A 16,405-nucleotide genomic window follows, 5' to 3' on the forward strand; every position below is an offset into this window, starting at 1 on the left:
CGGGAGGACGGACGGGTTCCGTCTCCCAGTCGCCGCCGACGGGCCGGGGGTTGCCGGGATCGTCGGGCGGCTCGTCGGAAAGTCGCCGCAGCGCCCGGCCGGCGCGGTCACGGCCCGGACGGGGCACGCCCCGCGGGCCGGCTCGGCCCGAGCACCTCCGGGTCCGCTCCGGGCCGGACGGACTCGTCGTGGGCGCGCGCCGCGGACCCGACGGGAACGGTGGCTCCGGTCAAGCCGTCGGTGCCGGGGGCCCGCGGGAGCGGGCGTTCCCGACCGACGGCGGAGGACACCCGGCCAACGGCGGGGAACACACGGCTGGCGGCGCAGGACACCCGGCCGACGGCGGGGAACACACGGCTGGCGGCGCAGGACGCCCGGCCGACCGGCTGGAGCACGGCTTCACGCGTCGGCCGGCGTCCCCGGCTTCCGGTACGCCTTCAGCGTGAACCAGGGGTCGGGGCGGGGCCGGTCCTGGTCGGGCAGCGCGGCCAGGCGTGCGGCGAACGTCTCCGTGACCGGCTCGCCCGGCGGCAGGGTGACGAACCAGCCGCGTCGCAGGTCGGCGACGGTGCGGCGCGGGCTGCGGCCCTGGCCCCGGCCGGGGAAGCGGCCCCGGCCCGCGGGGACGAGGCCGCGGTCGGCGGCGTACGAGTCGACGAGCGACGCCCCGTCGCGGGCCGCGCGGGGCGGGCGGGAGGCGAGGACGGCGTCGATGTCGCTGCCCACGTTGTGCGAGGCGGCCTTGTCGACGGTGGTGACGTACACGCCGCCGGGCCGCAGCACCCGCGCGCACTCGGCGACGATCGCCCGCGCGTCCGCTTCGGTCGGCGCGAGGTGCAGCAGCCACACACTGCTGACGGCGTCGAACTCCCCGCTACGGAAGGGCAGTCGGCGGCTGTCGGCGCGCACGACGGCACCCGGCAGACGTACGGCGGCCTGGCGGACCATCCCCGCGGCGAGGTCGACGCCGGTCACCCGCAGGCCGTCGCGTCCGGCGAGCCTGCGCGTGACGATGCCGGTGCCGCAGGCGACGTCGAGCAGGCCGCGCGTCCCCTCCGGCAGCAGGGCCAGGACGGCTTCCGCGGCGGCCGCCGCCCGGGGCTCGCCGCCGCGTGCGGCGTCGTAGCGTGCGGCTTCCTCGTCGTAGTCCAGCACGTGGGCCCCGTCCCGTCCGCCGCGCGTCTCAGTGCGCGCCGTGCGCCGGGGCCAGGTCCCGCACCCGGCGGGCCAGCTCGAAGTCGAGGTCGGTGACGGCGCCGCCCGCGCTGTGGGTGTTCACCGCGAGGGACACCGTGCGGTAGCCGAGGGTCAGCTCGGAGTGGTGGTTCAGCTCCTCCTGGACCTGGGCCACGTGGACGACCAGCGCGGTCGCCGCGAAATGGGAGGCCAGCTCGTAGGAGCGGGTGAGCCGGCCCTTGTCGTGGGACCAGCCGGGCAGCTCCGTGAGCCGGTCGTCGATCTCCTTCTGCGACAGCGGTGCGACGGCCATGGCTGGCTCCCTTCCCCGGGGTGGGCGTCGGACACCCGTCCAGCCTGGCACAGGACGGCCGTGCCGGCCCTGGCCGGAAGGGTTCCCACCGGTTCGGGCCGGCAATCCCCGGGCCCGGCGCGCGCGGGATTCGCGAGGTCCTGTTCTCCGGCCGCCGCGGTCCGCGCGGCGCTGTCGACCGGTCGGCTCTCCGCTACGGTCGTCCGTATGACTCTTCTCGCGACCGGCGCCACGGGCCCCGCCGCCTCCGCCGACCGAGGTGTCGGCCCCCTGCTGCGGGCCTGGCGGGAGCGACGCAAGGTCAGCCAGCTGGAACTGGCGCTGCGCGCGGACTCCTCGGCCCGGCACATCAGCTTCGTGGAGACGGGCCGTTCCCGGCCGAGCGAGGAGATGGTGCTGCGGCTGGCCGAGCACCTGGACGTGCCCGTGCGCGAGCGCAACGCCCTTCTCGTGTCCGCCGGTTACGCTCCCCGCTACCGCGAGACCCCGCTGGACGATCCGGCGCTGGACGCGCTGCGGGCCGGCGTGGAGCGCCTGATCCAGGGCTACGAGCCGTATCCGGCGCTGGTGGTGGACGCGACGTACAACGTGCTGGCCGCCAACCGCGGCATCACCATGCTGCTGGCGGATCTTCCGGAGTCGCTGCTCGCGCCGCCGCTCAACGCCATGCGACTGACGCTGCACCCGGAGGGCCTCGCGCCACGCATCCGCAACCTGCCCCAGTGGCGCGGGCATCTGCTGGCCCAGATGGAGCGGCAGATCGCCCTGCACCGCTCCACACCGTTGCGGACGCTGTACGAGGAGGTCGCCGCCTACCCGGTCCCGGAACCCTCCTCGGAAACCTCCCCGGAGGCCGAACCCGTCGATGCCGTACCGTACTTCGCGCTGCCGATGCTGATCGAGCACGAGGGCCGGACGCTGTCGTTCATCTCGTCGATCTCCACGTTCAATACCCCGATGGACGTGACGGTCGCCGAGCTGGCCATCGAGACACTGCTGCCGGCCGACCCGGCGACCGTCAAGTACCTGCATTCGCTGGTTGCCTGAGTGGACGTCGGATGTGAGGTGATCTCGTCGTCCCTGTCGGAGCGCAGCCGGAACATGACACACTGACCGGCGTGCTTCGACACGTAGGGGAGACGTGGCGTGAGTGAAAGGCGGCCGGCACCCACCGTGGGCCAGGTGGTGCTCGGCAGACGGCTGCAGGAGCTGCGCGAGGCGGCGGGCCTCAGCCGTGAGGAGGCGGCCCGCGCACTGCGGGTGGCACCCGCGACCGTGCGGCGCATGGAGACGGCCGAAGTCTCCCTGAAGATCCCTTACGTACAGGTGCTGTTGGAGACCTACGGGGTGGACGAGGCGGAGACCGGCACCTTCGTCACGCTCGCCGAGGAGGCGAACCGGCCCGGCTGGTGGCAGCGGTTCCACGACGTCCTGCCGGAATGGTTCAGCCTGTACGTGAGCCTGGAGGGCGCGGCCCGCCTCATCCGGTCCTACGAACCCCACTTCGTGCCCGGCCTGTTGCAGACGGAGCGGTACGCGCGAGCCGTGCTGGAGGCCGGGACCGTCGGCCGGACCAGCCCGGAGGCCATCGAGCGGCACGTGTCGCTGCGCCTGGCCCGGCAGCGGCTGCTCGAGGGAACCAATCCGCCCCACCTGTGGGTCGTGATGGACGAAACGGTACTGCGCCGGCCGGTCAGCGTCGACGCCGACGTCATGTACGAGCAGGTCGACAAGCTGCTGGAGCTGGTGGAGCGCGACCGGATCACCCTGCAGGTCGCGGAGTTCGCGAGCGGTCCGCACTCGGGGACGTCCGCGCCGTTCTCACTGTTCCGGTTCGCCGAACCCGAACTGCCCGACATGGTCGTCACCGAGTACCTGTCCGGCGCTCTGTACCTGGACTCGCGCAGGGAGGTCTCCGCGCACCTGGAGGTCCTCGACCACATGACGACGCACGCCGCATCGGCGGAGCACACGAGGAAGCTGCTGCGTGACGTCCGCGGCGAGTTCTGACCCCGGCCCGCCGAGCCCGGCACCACCGCTGACGCCGGCCTTCCGACCGTTCCCGCTCGTTCCCCTCACCAGGCGCCACTCGTCACTCATCACTAACCAGTCACCAGTCACCAGTCACCAGTCACCAGTCACCAGGAGAAGACCGCGCATGACCGGATCCGAGCCCGAGGCCACCGTCCACGTCGACACCAGCAGGCCGCATCCGGCACGGGTGTACGACTGGTGGCTGGGCGGCAAGGACAACTACCCCGTGGACGAGGAACTGGCCCGCAGGATCCTCGCCGTGGACGGCACGGTGTTACGCGGGGCGCGCGCCAACCGCCGGTTCATGCAGCGGGCCGTGCGCACGGTCGCCGAGGCCGGCGTCCGCCAGTTCCTGGACATCGGCACGGGCATCCCCACCGAGCCCAACCTGCACCAGGTGGCACAGAGTGTCGCCCCCGAGTCGCGGGTCGTCTACGCGGACAACGACCCGATCGTGCTGCGGCACGCCCAGGCGCTGCTGCACGGCTCGGCCGAGGGCGCCACCGAGTACGTGCACGCCGACGTCCGTGACGTCGACACCCTGCTGCACCGGGCGGCCGCCTTCCTGGACCTCGACCGGCCGGTGTCGCTGTCCCTGGTCGCGCTGACCCACTACCTGGGCGAGGACCCGGCGGGCGACGACGTGTACGGGCTGCTGAAGCGGTACGTCGACGCGCTCGCACCCGGCAGCCACCTGATCCTCTCCCAGGTCACCCCCGACCTGAACCCGGAGGCGATCGAGAACGCCGCGAACCATTTCCGGCGCAGCGGCACCCCCTTCCACCCCCGCTCGCTGACGGAGTTCTCCCGCTTCTTCGAGGGCCTGGAGCTGCTGGGTCCGGGCGTGATCCCGGTGTCCGGCTGGCGGCCCGACCCGGAGGACGTCGCCCTGCAGGCGGACGGCATCGTGCCGGTGTACGCGGGGGTGGCCCGCAAGCCCTGAGGCCACCGGGCGCCGCCGTCGGGCGCCGGGGTGCGCGGTCCCGGACGCCACGCGGGTGACCCGTACGGGCGCCGTGAACGGGTCCGCTCCCCCGCCCGCCCCTAGGTTCGGGACAGGGGTGAACAAGAGGGAGCGCCCTGTGACCACCGACACGCGGAGACCGCCCGCCGGCCCACGGCACCTCGAACCGCCGGGCGCGGCAGCGGCACCGGCCTCGGCCGTGCCGCGCGTGCGCCCCGTGAAGGAGGCGTGATGCCCTCGGACGCCGTGCTCTACCAGGCGGCCGCGCTCTGCCTGACGTACCCCGACCACGATCTGTACGCGAGGCTGCCCCTGCTGCGCGAAGCGGCCCCGCCCCTGCGGGAGTTCACCGACCACGCGGCCGTCACGCCACGGGCCGAGCTGGCGGAGCACTACGTGCGGGTCTTCGACTCCGAGGACCGGCACAGTCTGCGCCTGAGCCGGTGGTACGACGAGAGCGACCCGTGCGGCGGTGTCTCCCCGGCCCGCTTCGAGGACTCCTACCGGCGGCACGGGCTGGAGTTCACCGGTGAGGAACCGTCCGACTTCCTGCCGGCGGTCCTGGAGTTCGCCGCCCGCACCGGCGACACCGGCCTGCTCACCGGGCACCGCGCCGGTCTGGAACGGCTGCGCTCCCGGCTCACCGGCTTCGGCACACCGTACGCGTCGGTCCTGAACGCCGTGTGCGCCACACTGCCGACTGTGTACGGCAGACCGTAGGCGGTAGACGGATGACTGCATCCGGACAACCGACGACAGGCGACGGGCGACGCCCGGTGGGCACGGGCGGCTGTCGCGGGTTCACCGGGGCGGGCCGGCCGCCGGAAGGTCACGGCGTGGTTCGCCGCGCAGCCGGACCGCGTGCCACGGCCGGTCGGTGACCAGCACGTCCACCCGGGGGTCGGCGAGGAAGGTCCGCAGTCCGGCGTCGTCGTTGACCGTCCACACCAGGGTGAACAGGCCCCCTCGGGCCGCCCCGCGCAGTACGGTGGCGCGGGCCAGCCGCTGGTGGACGGCGACGCCGTGGGCTCCACAGGCCCGCAGCCGCCGGGTGGGGAACAGTTCGCTCGCTCGGGTCCCGGCCAGCCGGACCGCCGCGACCTCCCGGCGGTCCCGTCCCAGTGACAGGGCGGTGCGCACGCCGGGAAAGCCGCGGGTGATCGCGGCGACGGAACGGTCCTCCAGCGTGGTGGCGACGAACCCGTCCCGGCCGAGCAGTGTCACGGCGAGGTCGATCAACTCCCGCTCGTGGCCCGTCTCCTTCAGGTCCAGATGTCCGATCAGCCTGCCCGCGACCAGCGTCATGACCTCCTCGGCGAGGGGGACGGCGTGTCCGGTGCGCGCGCACAGCTCGGCATAGGTGAGGCGGGACAGCGGGGGCCCGGTGCCCGCGGCGCGCGGGTCGTGGTGGACGACGAACACGCCGTCGGCGGTGCGCCGGACGTCGAACTCGGCGTACTCGGCGCCCGAGGAGAGCGCGTCCTCGTAGGCCTCGATGGTGGCGGCCGTACGGTGCTCGCTGCCGCCGCGGTGGGCGGAGACGGCGGGTCGTGTCATGCCTCCTCCTCACGGACGGGCGAACGCGGCGGGCGCGGCAGGCGCGGCGGATGCGGCGGACACGGTCGATACGCCGGCCCCCGGGACCCGGCCGGTCGTGCGGTCGGCGCGACCGGCCGGGTGTCCGGCGGCTCAGGCGAGCTTCGCGGACAGGGTGATCGGTACGGCCTTCAGGGCCTGCGAGACCGGGCAGTTGACCTTGGCCTGCTCGGCGGCGGCGACGAACGCGTCGCTGTCGAGACCCGGCACGGTGCCCTCCACGGTGAGGTGGATGCCCGTGATGCCCTCGCCCGGCTGGAAGGTGACGTCGGCGGAGGTGACCAGCTTGGTGGGCGGGGTGCCGGCACCGGCCAGGGCGTGCGAGAAGGCCATGGAGAAGCAGCTGGAGTGGGCGGCGGCGATCAACTCCTCGGGGCTGGTCTTTCCGTTCGCCTCCTGGGTGCGGGCGGCCCACGTCACGGGCTGCTCGTCGATGGCACCGGAGGAGTCGAAGGTGACGACCCCGTTCCCCTCGATCAGGCTGCCTTCCCAGACGGTGTGTGCGGAGCGCGTGGTGGCCACGGTTCTTCCTTTCGCATGGTTTTCCCGTACGACGGGTTTCCGTGCCCATCCGATCACACTCCCGTTCACCGCACCCGGAAGACCGGCCCCGGGGAACGGCGGCCGGCGCCCCCGCCGCGCGGTGGGTGGGCGGCGCAGCCCGCCGTCCCGCGGCGCGCACAGGCCGGTTTTTCAGGCGGCCCGCTCCTCCCGGGCGGTCTGCAGCGGCACCTGGGGCCCGTCCGATTCGCGCAGCCAGCGGCGCAGGACGCGGTGGACCTGCTCGGCGCCGGTCAGGTCGGCGCCGTCCTCGACCGGCGCGGACAGGGCGAGCGGGGACAGCAGGAACGGTTTCGACTGGGCGCCGCCGAGGCCGCCGTGGGAGCCGATCTGCTCCTCGAAGGCGAGGACCTCGCCGTCGGCGGGGTCGTGGAAGGAGTTGACCATGATGTCGGCGGTGTGCGGGAAGGAATGGGTGCGGCGCACGGCGTCGACGGCCCCCGGCCCGAACCCGGCCAGCGGGCCGGGATCCTCGTCGAGCCGGCCGACGGGGATCTGGGCGCCGTACGCGCCGAGCACCACTCCGCCGTGCCGCTCGCTGCGGACCAGGAGGAAGCCGATGCCGGGGTGGTTGGCGAGCGTGGTGAGCAGGGCGGGGTGGCGGGCGTCGATCTCCTCCATGCTCATCCGGTGCGGCACGTCGGGGAAGGAGACCAGGCCGAGGTTGCCGGAGGCGAGCACGATCGGCTCCGAGCGGGGGGCCGGGCGGTGCTGTTCACCGCCCTCCTCGACGGGCCGGTGCAGTGCGGCCCGGACGGCCGCGCGGGCCTCGGCGCCGCTGTGGGTGCGCCGCGCCCGGCGCGGCACGGGCAGCCCGCAGCCGGCCCGGACCAGGTCGGCGAGGGTGAGGCCGTAGCGGGCGCGGAAGGTCTCGCCGGGGCTCTGTCCGTGGTCGGACAGGACGACGATGCGGTACGGCCGCGGGGCGTGCTCGGCGACGTTCTCGATGAGAGCCAGCGAGCGGTCGAGGCGGGCGAGGACCTGCTCGGTGTCGCGGCCGAGCGGCCCGGAGTGGTGGGCCACCTCGTCGTAGGCGACCAGGTCGGCGTAGACGGCGCTGCGGCCGGCCAGCATGTCGCCCGTCACGGCGGCGACGACGACGTCCCGCTCGACGACGGTCGCGAAGGCACGGATGAACGGGTACAGGCCGCCGCGGGCCACCCTCGGCCGCTGCCCGCGCAGCCGGGCGCGGGTGGACTGGCCGATCTCCCGGCCGGCCTCCGCCACGAAGGACAGGGCGGTGCGGACGGCGTTGGCGGGGTCGGAGAAGTAGGCGAAGTACCCGGACCGGGAGCGGGTCGCGGAGCTGCGGCGGGTGGCGACGGACAGCACGAGGGCCTGTTCGCCGGCGCCGCCGCCGAAGAGGTTGCCGCGGCTGGCGCCGTCGGCGGAGAGCAGCCCGCCGTCGCCGGTGCGTTCCACCGCGCGGCGCTGGAGTTCGGCGGCGCTGGAGGGGCGGTTGCAGACCATCACCTCGCCGCTGTCCTTCTCGTACCAGCGGAAGGCGGGCACGTCGAAGTTGCTGCCGTGCAGGATGCCGAGCTGGCTGGCGCCGGTCTGGCTGGACCAGTCGGTGCGCCACGGGGTGAGGCGGTGGGTGGGACGGGCCGCCGCGCCCGGCCCGGCGCCCAGCCATCTGGCGACGGTCGGCATCAGGCCCTTGCCCGCGGCCGCCTCCAGCACGTCGTGGCCGACGCCGTCCAGCTGGATGAAGACGGTGCCGTGGGTGGTGGGGCAGACGGGGCCGCCGCCGCGGCGGCGGTCCGCGAGGCGGTACAGGCGGCGCCGGTAGGCCTCGTCGTCGCGGACGGCGAGGGCGCCGCCGGTGGCGGAGGCGACGGCGGACATCACGGCGGCGACGATGACGGCGGTCTCGGGGGCGGCCTCACTCTGGCCCGACGGGTTGAGCCGCAGGGCCAGCAGCAGCAGCGAGCCGTTGAGGAAGAACACCAGCAGGCCGAGGACGAGCGCGGGCACCAGCAGCAGCAGCCGGACCAGCAGCGGCCAGGCGAGCGCCGACAGCACACCGAAGACGCCCGCCCCGACGGCCGCGGTGACGGCGATGGTGGTGGCGCTGTCCCCGTCGGGCGACTGGAGCCGGAAGTCCGGCAGGATGCCCGCGAGCACCAGCATCGTGACGGTGGAGACGCCCCACACCGCGACGCTCCGCCCGGCCTGACTGACGGCCCGCCGCCAACGCCCCTGACCCACGCCCCGTACACCTCACGTCCCGGGCCGTCGTCGGTGCGGCCCTGTGCCCCACCACCCTGTCACACGGACGGGCGGCGGGGCCGTCCCGAAGGGGGCGCGGGGACACGCCGCCGTGCGGGGCGGGGAGGTCCCGAAGGGGATCGGGCGGCACCGCCGTGCGGGTCCGCCCCGCGGAGGGCACCGTGCAGGCGGTCAGCGCCCGTCGTACCCGGCCGTCGGCATCGACAGCCGCCGGTGCACCCGCGCCTTCATCTGCGCGTCGTAGGCGGGTTCGGCGACGCCCACCGTCTCCACCCGCACCCCCCGCCGCGCGCACTCCTCGGCGAACTCGTCCACGGACGACAGGGCGCTCTCCAGGACCCGCCGGCTGGGCGCGACGAAGAGGTCGACGCCGGACCTGACCCCGTCCCACAGCACGCAGTGGTCCGGCCGCAGTCCGCGCACCAGCAGCTCGCGGCTGACGACGTAGCCCCGTTCCGCGGCCCACCGCGCGCACATAGCGTGCTGGCCGCGGGAATCCACCAGGAAGGGATCGGCGTCCAATTCCTCCAGCGGCGTCAGACTCGCGATCGCCGTGACCCGCACCGGTCCCATGGCGTCCCCCTCACCTCCGGGTTTCGCCGCCGACCCTACTCCTGCCCGTAGGCTTCGGGGGAGTCGCGCGAAGGGGGCAAAGAGGTGCCGGTGGAGATCACGTGGTGGGGTCACGCCACCTGCACGATCACGGATTCGGACGTCCGTGTGCTGACCGATCCCCTGTTCGCCCGCCGGCTCGCGCACCTGCGCCGGCGCCGAGGGGCGCCGCCCCCGCCCGACGCCTGGCGCGCGGACGTGGCGCTCGTGTCGCACCTGCACTCCGATCATCTGCACATCCCCTCGCTGGCGCGCCTCGCGCCGGGCACGCGCCTGCTGGTGCCCCGGGGCGCGCCGCGCGCCGTCCCGGGCCTGCGGCGCCTGGGCCACCTGCGGCTGACCGAGGTGGCGCCGGGTGACGAGAGCACCGTCGGTGACCTGCGCGTACGGGTCGTGCCCGCGCGGCACGACGGGCGGCGGCTGCCGGTCGGCCGGCATCACTCCCCCGCGCTCGGGTACGTCGTGGAGGGCGAGGCGCGGACGTACTTCGCCGGGGACACCGGCCTGTTCGAGTCGATGGCCGAGGAGGTCGGGCCGGTCGACGTGGCGCTGCTGCCGGTGGGCGGCTGGGGGCCGTACCTCGGGGAGGGGCACCTGGACGCGGGCCGGGCCGCGGAGGCGCTGGCCCGGCTGGCGCCGCGCAGCGCGGTGCCGGTGCACTACGGCACGTACTGGCCGATCGGCATGGACGCCGTGCGCCCCCATGAATTCCACGCGCCGGGCGAGGAGTTCGTGCGCCTGGCGGCCGCGCGCGCGCCGGACGTGGCGGTGCACCGGCTCGGGCACGGGGAGAGCGTGCGCCCCGAGGTCGCGCGATGACGCCGTTGGCCGCCGTCCCGACGGTCATACCGACGGAGTCCACGCAGCAGGCGTTCGGCTACCCGTCGCTGTTCCTGCTGGTGCTGATCGGCGCGCTGGTGCCGGTGGTGCCGACGGGGGCGCTGGTGAGTTCGGCGGCCGTGGTCGCCTTCCACCAGACGGCGCCGTTCTCGCTGGCCCTGGTGTTCGTGACGGCGTCGCTGGCCGCGTTCTGCGGGGACGTCGGGCTGTACTGGCTGGGGCGGCGCGGGATGCGGTCGAAGAACGGCTCGCGCTGGCTGGCGGCGATCCGCTCGCGGGCGCCGGAGGAGCGGCTCGCGCAGGCCCAGGAGAAGCTCTCCGACCACAGCACGGCCGTACTCGTGCTGTCCCGGCTGGTGCCCGCGGGCCGCATCCCGGTGATGCTGGCCTGCCTGATGGCCGACTGGCCGCTGCGCCGGTTCGCGCGGGGCGACCTGCCGGCCTGCCTGGCGTGGGCGGTGACCTACCAGTTGATCGGCATCCTCGGCGGTTCCCTGTTCCCCGAGCCGTGGGAGGGCGTCGTGGCGGCGGTCGCCCTGACCCTGGCCGTCAGCGCGGTACCGGGCCTGTGGCGCAGGCTGCGGGAGCGGTCGACGGGGTGAGCGCGGCGGGGCGCGTCGCCGCAGGCCGCACACCGCTCCATGCGCTGCGGGCCGCACACCGCTCCGTGCGCCGCAGGTGGCGGATGCGCCATGCGCCGCAGGTGGCGGGTCGGTCGGGGCGACCGGTCGCGCGGCTCCCGTGTGTCCGGGGCACACCACGCGCACGCCCCTGAGCCGCGCCCGCCGGCCCTCTCGCCCTCGTGCCCGTCCCCCGTGCCTCGTCCCCGTCCAGGCCGAGCGCGGCGTCACAGCACGCGTGAGCCCCCCACCGGCAGGTCCCACAGGTCCTCGCGGGGCAGGCCGGCCTTCTCCCAGGCGGCGCGGACGCGGGTGAGGGGTTCGAGGACGGGTTCGGCGGAGAGGACGAAGGTGCCCCAGTGCATGGGTGCCATCCGGCGTGCCCCCAGGTCGCGTGCCGCCCGTACCGCCTCCTCCGGGTCGCAGTGGACGTCGCTGAGCCACCAGCGTGGGTCGTAGGCGCCGATGGGCAGCAGCGCGAGGTCTATTCCGGGGTAGCGCTGTCCGATGCGGGAGAACCAGTGGCCGTAGCCCGTGTCGCCCGCGAAGTGGACGCGGCGTCCGTCGGGGTCGGTGAGCACCCAGCCGCCCCACAGGGTGCGGCAGGTGTCGGTGAGGCCGCGCTTGGACCAGTGGTGGGCCGGTACGAAGTCGAAGCGCACGCCGGACAGTTCGGCCGCCTCCCACCAGTCCAGCTCGGTGACGCGGACGAACCGGCGGCGCCGGAACCAGCGGCCGAGCCCGGCGGGCACGAACACCGGGGTGTCGCGCGGGAGTCGGCGCAGGGTGGGGGCGTCGAGGTGGTCGTAGTGGTTGTGGCTGATGACGACGGCGTCGACGGGCGGCAGGTTTTCCCAGGGGACGCCGACGGGGGTGACGCGGGCCGGGGTGCCGATGATGCGGCGGGACCAGACCGGGTCGGTCAGGACGGTCAGCCCGCCGATCCGCACCACCCAACTGGCGTGTCCCGCCCAGGTGACGGCGACGGTGCGGGTGTCGACGCGGGGCAGCGGGCCGGGCTCGAAGGGCAGCCGCGCGATGTCGGCGAGACCTTCCCTCCCGGGCCGCACGGCGCCTTCGCGGGCGAAGCGGGCGAGGGCCCTGAGGCCGGGCAGCGGGGCGGTCAGCCGGTCGTGGAAGGTGCGCGGCCACGTCCGGGGTTCGCCCAGCGGGCGCGGCTCGGCGAGCGGCGGGACCGGAGAGGTCACGGGGGACTCGACCGGCGGGGTGCCGGTGTCCCGCACGGGCGTGGGGGTGGTCGACTCGGACTGCTGCGTCATCGAGGAGGCTCCCATCGCTGAGCGTCGTCACGGAGGTCGTCGAGGACCGACCTGAGATGGGTCAACGCACGTTGCACGTGTGGCAGTTCCAACGGGCTGGGCGACATGAGGCATTCCGTGCGCTGCGCGTGCGTTCCGCCGAGCAGCATGCCCGTGGAGAGCCGTACGCGCAGCGCGCCGAGGTCGTCGCCGAAGCGGTGGCCGCCCGGTGCGGGCATGCCGAGCCGGGCGGTGAGGAGGTCCTCCAGGTCCTGGGCGTCGTCGATGCCCCGGGCGGCCGACTCCTCGCGCAGCGGCCCGAGGTCGACGTACAGGTGGCGGCCGGCGCGTGGCGGCAGCGCGAGGGCGCCCGCGGCGACGACGGCGCCGTGCGCGGCGGCGGCCACGCGCGCGTGCAGGCGTACGGCGGTGCCGACGCGCCTGGTGACGGGCTCGGGTTCGGTCAGCGCGAAGGCGGCGGCCGCGGCGACGGGGGCCGCGACGCGCGCGTCGAGCGCGGTGAGGACGTCGAGCACGCGCGCGTGGAGGTCGTCCCCGGTGGCCGTGGCGGGGAGGCGGGCGACGGCGGCGGGCCAGCCGGTGGGCAGCAGGGCGCCCGCGAGGTCGCTGACGACGGTGACCCGGTCCGGCAGCATCTCGGCGGGGCTGACCAGGACGGTCTCGTGCGGGACGTGCAGGGTGTCGCGCCAGGTCTCGTCGCTGATCAGGTGCAGGCCCTCGCCGGCGGCGGCCTCCACGGCCTCGTGCAGCACCTCGGGCGGGGCGACGGTGGCGGTGGGGTCGTCGGCGACGGACAGCACCAGCAGTCGCGGGTCGCCGCCCTCGGCGCGGACCCGGCGCACGGTCTCCAGGAGGGCGTAGGGGTCGGGGACGCCGCCGCACTCGGCGGGGGTGGGCACGTGGAAGACGGGCCGCCCCAGCAGCCGGGCGTACGGCGCCCACCAGGCCGCACAGGGCCTCGGCACCAGGACGTCGCCGCCGAGGGCGGCGGTCAGGGCGACCAGCAGTGCGGGGGCGCCGGGTCCCGCCAGGACCCGGTCCGGCCCGGTGGGGGTGCCGCGGCGTTCCCAGTAGCCGCAGGCGGCCTCCAGGAGGGCGCGGCCGCCGCCGACGGGTTCGCCCTCGGGGCGTTCGGCGGCCGCGGCGAGGACGGCGGCGAGGTCGGGCAGCACGGGCAGGCCGTCCGCGGGCAGCTCCGGCCCGAAGCGGACGGGGCCGTGTCCTTCCGGTTCCGTGCCCCGCATGCCGTCCTCCGCGCCGTCGGTGCCTGGTGCCCTGCGCCCTGTGCCGCCGCCGGCCGCCGGACTCGTCGTACGGCGGCGGGACTTCGTCCGCGTGCCCGGTGGTGCGGGACGGGGTGTCCGGGGCCGGGCGGGCCCTCGGGTGCCGAGTACCCCGTGTGCCGTCGCCCCATGGCAGCGGGCCGGGGTCGCGCCGGTCACGCCGCGGGCCGGGCGGGGTCAGAGGCCCGCCGTACGGTCCCGGCGGCGCAGCCGGTGGACGGCCGCGCCGAGTGCGCCGGCGATGAGCAGGGCACCTGCGACCAGGGCGGGGACGGAGTCGGTGAAGGTGCCGCCGGTGCCGGCGCGTACGCCGTGCTGGACGGCGGCGCCGGGGCAGGCGGCACCGTGCGACGCGGGGTCGTGGGAGGCGGGGTCGTGGGAGGCGGGGTCGTGCGGCGCTGTGCCGTGCGGCGCTGTGTCGCGGGAGGTGGGGCAGGGCTGGGGCGCGGGGCGGGTGGGGCAGGGGGCGGGGTGGCCGGCGGCGCACGACGGGGGCGTGGCTGGGGCGCAGGCCGTGGGGTGCGCGGGCGCGCAGCTCGGGGCGCTCGGCCCCGCGCCGCCGCCCGTCTCACCGCCACCCGCGCCACCGCCCGTCTCACCGCCACCCGCGCCACCGCCCGTCTCACCGCCGCCCGCGCCACCGCCGCTCGCGCGGGGGACGTCGTAGGTGGCGCTCCACGGACCGCCCTGGCCGCCGGGTGGTGCCGGGCAGGTGCCGTCGACGGTCCAGGCGGAGTCCGTGCCGACCGCGTCGGCCGGTACGTCGAGGTCCCCGGCCGGGGCGATCCGGGCGGTGCCCCGGTAGGCGGGACCCGTCAGCTCGTCACCGCCGGGCTCCAGGGTGAGCTTGACGGTGCCTTCCTCGAAGGCGTCCGAGGCGGCGTCGATGGTCCGGGGGGCGGGCGCGCCGAGGGGGTCGCAGGTGACGGTGACGGTGACGCTGCCCCCCGGAGCGGCCGTGGCCGGGCTGATCTCCGCCGCCGGGTCCGCGGACGCGGCCGGGGCGACGCCGGCCAGCACGGCACCGGCCAGGGCGGCGACGGACAGGACACGGGCGGTGGGGCGCATGGGACGGCTCCTTCGCCGACGGCTGCGAGGCACGTGTCCGTGCCTCCCGGCCATCACAGCCCGCGCGGTCCGCCACCGCCCGTGGCCGCGGTCCATTGGCGGGACGGCCGCACCCGATCGGGTGACGGGTGCGGAGCCCCTGTGCTCCCTCTCTTCGGGCCGCGTCCCTCGGCGGCACCCGTTCACGCAGCCGGTCGCGGCACCGGCCGATCGGCGGGGACCCGCGCGTCCGCGAGATGCCCGGCTCCCCGCGTCCACGACTTCGGCGGCGGGACCCCGTGTCGGTTCCGGCCCCTCGGGTACGCGGAGGGCCGCACCCGAGGAAGTGGAGGGAGACATGCAGCGAGGCAGCGACCGGCTGAGTGTCCACCGGGACGACGAGATGAAGCACGAGCTGCGGGGCCTGTTGAGGTCCGGGCACCCCACGCGCTCCGAGGAGTGGCACGACCCCGAGCCGTCCGCGGAGGACGATCCGCAGGTCTGGGGCGGTCCGGTGGTGCCGGGGGACGCGCGGGCGTCGCTGGCGACGGTACGGCTGGAGCTGGCCCGCTTCCTGGGCCGCAGCTCGTTCCCCGCCGGCCCCCAGGAACTGGCGGGGACCTTGCGCCGCAAGAACGCGCCGGACGCGCTCGTCGAGGCGGTACGGCGGCTGCCGCACAAGCAGCGCTACGCCACCGTGCAGGAGCTGGCCGAGACCCTGACCAGGTCCTGACCGGCGCAGGGCCCGAGACCCTGACCAGGTCCTGAGCAGGGCAGGGCCTGAGCGCACACACCGGGAAACACCAGAAAGGACGTTGAACGATCATGCGCATCGCGTTTCTGACGGCCCCCGAGGGCGTCGAGCAGGTGGAGCTGACCGACCCCTGGCAGGCGGCGGTGGACGCGGGACACGAGCCCGTGCTGGTGTCGACCGAGCCGGGTGAGGTCCAGGCCTTCAACCATCTCGACAAGGCGGACACCTTCCCCGTCGACGAGGTGGCCGGCGAGGCCTCGGCGGACTCCTTCGGCGGCCTGGTCCTGCCGGGCGGGGTCGCGAACCCCGACCTCCTGCGCACCGACGGGGAGGCGGTGGCGTTCGTCAGGGCGTTCTTCGAGCAGGGCCGGCCGGTCGCCGCGATCTGTCACGCCCCGTGGACGCTGGTCGAGGCGGACGTCGTGCGCGGCCGGGTGCTGACCTCCTGGCCGAGCCTGCGGACCGACATCCGCAACGCCGGCGGCGACTGGGTCGACGAGCAGGTCAAGGTCTGCGACCACGGTCCGAACAAGCTGGTGACCAGCCGCAAGCCGGACGATCTGAAGGCGTTCTGCGAGACCTACCTGGACGTGTTCGCGCGGGAAGCCGCCTGAGGGGCTCCCGCGGGCCGGGAGGCCGGTGGGCGAACGGCTCCGGCGGGGTTCAGACCCGGCCGGGGCCGTTCGCCGTGCCGGGACCCCACTTGCCGACGGGCGTGCCCGTGCGGTCGGTGCCGTCGGCCCGGCCGGCGCGGTCCCTGGCGCCGTCGCGGGTGCGGCCGGGCGAGACGAAGCGGCGCGGGTTGCGGCGCAGGTACTCGCCCTCCAGCTTCGCCATCCGGTCGTTGTGGGCGCGCAGGGCGTCGTTCGAGCCGTACAGCAGGGTGTCGTGGCGGGTGCGGTGGATCGTCTCCAGCTCTTTCATGAGCTGCTGGTCGTCCAGCCGGTCGGGGTCGACTCCGGTCATCGTGGTACCCCACTCGTCGTGTGCGTCCATGGGGTCCGGGTACCCGCCCGCGCGGCACGGACGTCCGGCCGGCATCGGGGAGGGGCCATGGATCTCGCGTCCTTGAGTCCACTGTACGAACAATCCG

18 protein-coding genes are annotated in these 16,405 nt (G+C 75.2%); 8 read left to right on the top strand and 10 right to left on the bottom strand.

From position 1 onward, the window contains the following. Positions 1–399 precede the first annotated feature (399 nt). A complete protein-coding gene (locus ACGFQC_RS15945; RefSeq protein ID WP_363088750.1) occupies positions 400–1,155 on the bottom strand; it encodes a class I SAM-dependent methyltransferase in 756 nt (251 codons plus the stop codon). Positions 1,156–1,183: 28 nt separating this feature from the next. Next, positions 1,184–1,489: a 4a-hydroxytetrahydrobiopterin dehydratase gene (locus ACGFQC_RS15950; protein WP_363088749.1), complete on the bottom strand. Its 306-nt coding sequence runs from the start codon at positions 1,487–1,489 to the stop codon at positions 1,184–1,186. Between the two features lie 207 nt (positions 1,490–1,696). On the opposite strand from ACGFQC_RS15950, the gene ACGFQC_RS15955 reads away from it, so the two are divergent. From ACGFQC_RS15955 to ACGFQC_RS15970, 4 genes are all read left to right on the top strand, one after another. Further along, positions 1,697–2,536 carry a helix-turn-helix transcriptional regulator gene (locus ACGFQC_RS15955; protein ID WP_363088748.1) on the top strand — a complete coding sequence of 280 codons (840 nt, stop codon included), beginning with the start codon at positions 1,697–1,699 and terminating at the stop codon, positions 2,534–2,536. A gap of 99 nt (positions 2,537–2,635) precedes the next feature. Continuing rightward, the gene (locus tag ACGFQC_RS15960) at positions 2,636–3,499 is read left to right on the top strand and encodes a helix-turn-helix transcriptional regulator (protein ID WP_363088747.1); all 864 of its coding nucleotides are present in this window, start codon (positions 2,636–2,638) and stop codon (positions 3,497–3,499) included. A gap of 148 nt (positions 3,500–3,647) precedes the next feature. Further along, positions 3,648–4,466 carry an SAM-dependent methyltransferase gene (locus ACGFQC_RS15965; protein ID WP_363088746.1) on the top strand — a complete coding sequence of 273 codons (819 nt, stop codon included), beginning with the start codon at positions 3,648–3,650 and terminating at the stop codon, positions 4,464–4,466. A gap of 252 nt (positions 4,467–4,718) precedes the next feature. Beyond that, entirely contained in the window at positions 4,719–5,207 is a 489-nt protein-coding gene (locus ACGFQC_RS15970; protein ID WP_363088745.1) for a molecular chaperone TorD family protein, read from the top strand. 81 nt (positions 5,208–5,288) lie between these two features. Here the strand turns inward: ACGFQC_RS15970 and ACGFQC_RS15975 are convergent, their stop codons facing one another. The 4 genes from ACGFQC_RS15975 to ACGFQC_RS15990 form a co-directional block, all read right to left on the bottom strand. After that, positions 5,289–6,044: a glycerophosphodiester phosphodiesterase family protein gene (locus ACGFQC_RS15975; protein ID WP_363088744.1), complete on the bottom strand. Its 756-nt coding sequence runs from the start codon at positions 6,042–6,044 to the stop codon at positions 5,289–5,291. A 132-nt stretch (positions 6,045–6,176) separates the two neighbouring features. Further along, on the bottom strand, positions 6,177–6,605 hold the full coding sequence (locus ACGFQC_RS15980) for an OsmC family protein (RefSeq protein WP_363088743.1): 429 nt from the start codon (positions 6,603–6,605) through the stop codon (positions 6,177–6,179). Between the two features lie 171 nt (positions 6,606–6,776). Continuing rightward, on the bottom strand, positions 6,777–8,855 hold the full coding sequence (locus tag ACGFQC_RS15985) for a phage holin family protein (protein WP_363088742.1): 2,079 nt from the start codon (positions 8,853–8,855) through the stop codon (positions 6,777–6,779). A gap of 192 nt (positions 8,856–9,047) precedes the next feature. After that, complete coding sequence (locus ACGFQC_RS15990; RefSeq protein WP_363088741.1) at positions 9,048–9,449, bottom strand: hypothetical protein; 402 nt, start codon at positions 9,447–9,449, stop codon at positions 9,048–9,050. A gap of 84 nt (positions 9,450–9,533) precedes the next feature. Between ACGFQC_RS15990 and ACGFQC_RS15995 the strand changes: the two genes are divergently transcribed. Further along, positions 9,534–10,307, top strand: coding sequence for an MBL fold metallo-hydrolase (locus ACGFQC_RS15995; protein ID WP_363088740.1), 774 nt, complete (start codon positions 9,534–9,536; stop codon positions 10,305–10,307). Next, the gene (locus ACGFQC_RS16000; RefSeq protein WP_363088739.1) at positions 10,304–10,930 is read left to right on the top strand and encodes a VTT domain-containing protein; all 627 of its coding nucleotides are present in this window, start codon (positions 10,304–10,306) and stop codon (positions 10,928–10,930) included. The genes ACGFQC_RS15995 and ACGFQC_RS16000 overlap by 4 nt, the downstream gene beginning before the upstream one ends. 245 nt (positions 10,931–11,175) lie before the next feature. On the opposite strand, the gene ACGFQC_RS16005 is transcribed toward ACGFQC_RS16000, so the two are convergent. The 3 genes from ACGFQC_RS16005 to ACGFQC_RS16015 form a co-directional block, all read right to left on the bottom strand. Beyond that, positions 11,176–12,228, bottom strand: a complete 1,053-nt coding sequence (locus tag ACGFQC_RS16005) for an MBL fold metallo-hydrolase (protein ID WP_363088738.1) — start codon at positions 12,226–12,228, stop codon at positions 11,176–11,178. Beyond that, positions 12,225–13,472, bottom strand: coding sequence for an aminotransferase class I/II-fold pyridoxal phosphate-dependent enzyme (locus ACGFQC_RS16010; RefSeq protein ID WP_363088737.1), 1,248 nt, complete (start codon positions 13,470–13,472; stop codon positions 12,225–12,227). Before ACGFQC_RS16010 ends, ACGFQC_RS16005 begins: the two co-directional genes overlap by 4 nt. 216 nt (positions 13,473–13,688) lie before the next feature. Further along, positions 13,689–14,579 (bottom strand): hypothetical protein, encoded by an 891-nt coding sequence (locus ACGFQC_RS16015; RefSeq protein WP_363088736.1) that lies wholly within the window; start codon positions 14,577–14,579, stop codon positions 13,689–13,691. A gap of 337 nt (positions 14,580–14,916) precedes the next feature. Here ACGFQC_RS16015 and ACGFQC_RS16020 point away from each other — a divergent pair, with 337 nt between their 5' ends. Both ACGFQC_RS16020 and ACGFQC_RS16025 read left to right on the top strand, forming a co-directional pair. Beyond that, positions 14,917–15,291, top strand: a complete 375-nt coding sequence (locus ACGFQC_RS16020; RefSeq protein ID WP_363088735.1) for a DUF2795 domain-containing protein — start codon at positions 14,917–14,919, stop codon at positions 15,289–15,291. 92 nt (positions 15,292–15,383) lie between these two features. Continuing rightward, entirely contained in the window at positions 15,384–15,926 is a 543-nt protein-coding gene (locus ACGFQC_RS16025) for a type 1 glutamine amidotransferase domain-containing protein (protein WP_363088734.1), read from the top strand. A gap of 49 nt (positions 15,927–15,975) precedes the next feature. On the opposite strand, the gene ACGFQC_RS16030 is transcribed toward ACGFQC_RS16025, so the two are convergent. Then, complete coding sequence (locus ACGFQC_RS16030) at positions 15,976–16,308, bottom strand: DUF6158 family protein (RefSeq protein WP_363088733.1); 333 nt, start codon at positions 16,306–16,308, stop codon at positions 15,976–15,978. Positions 16,309–16,405: the final 97 nt, after the last annotated feature.

This window comes from Streptomyces sp. NPDC048734 (assembly GCF_043198675.1).
GTDB lineage: Bacteria > Actinomycetota > Actinomycetes > Streptomycetales > Streptomycetaceae > Streptomyces.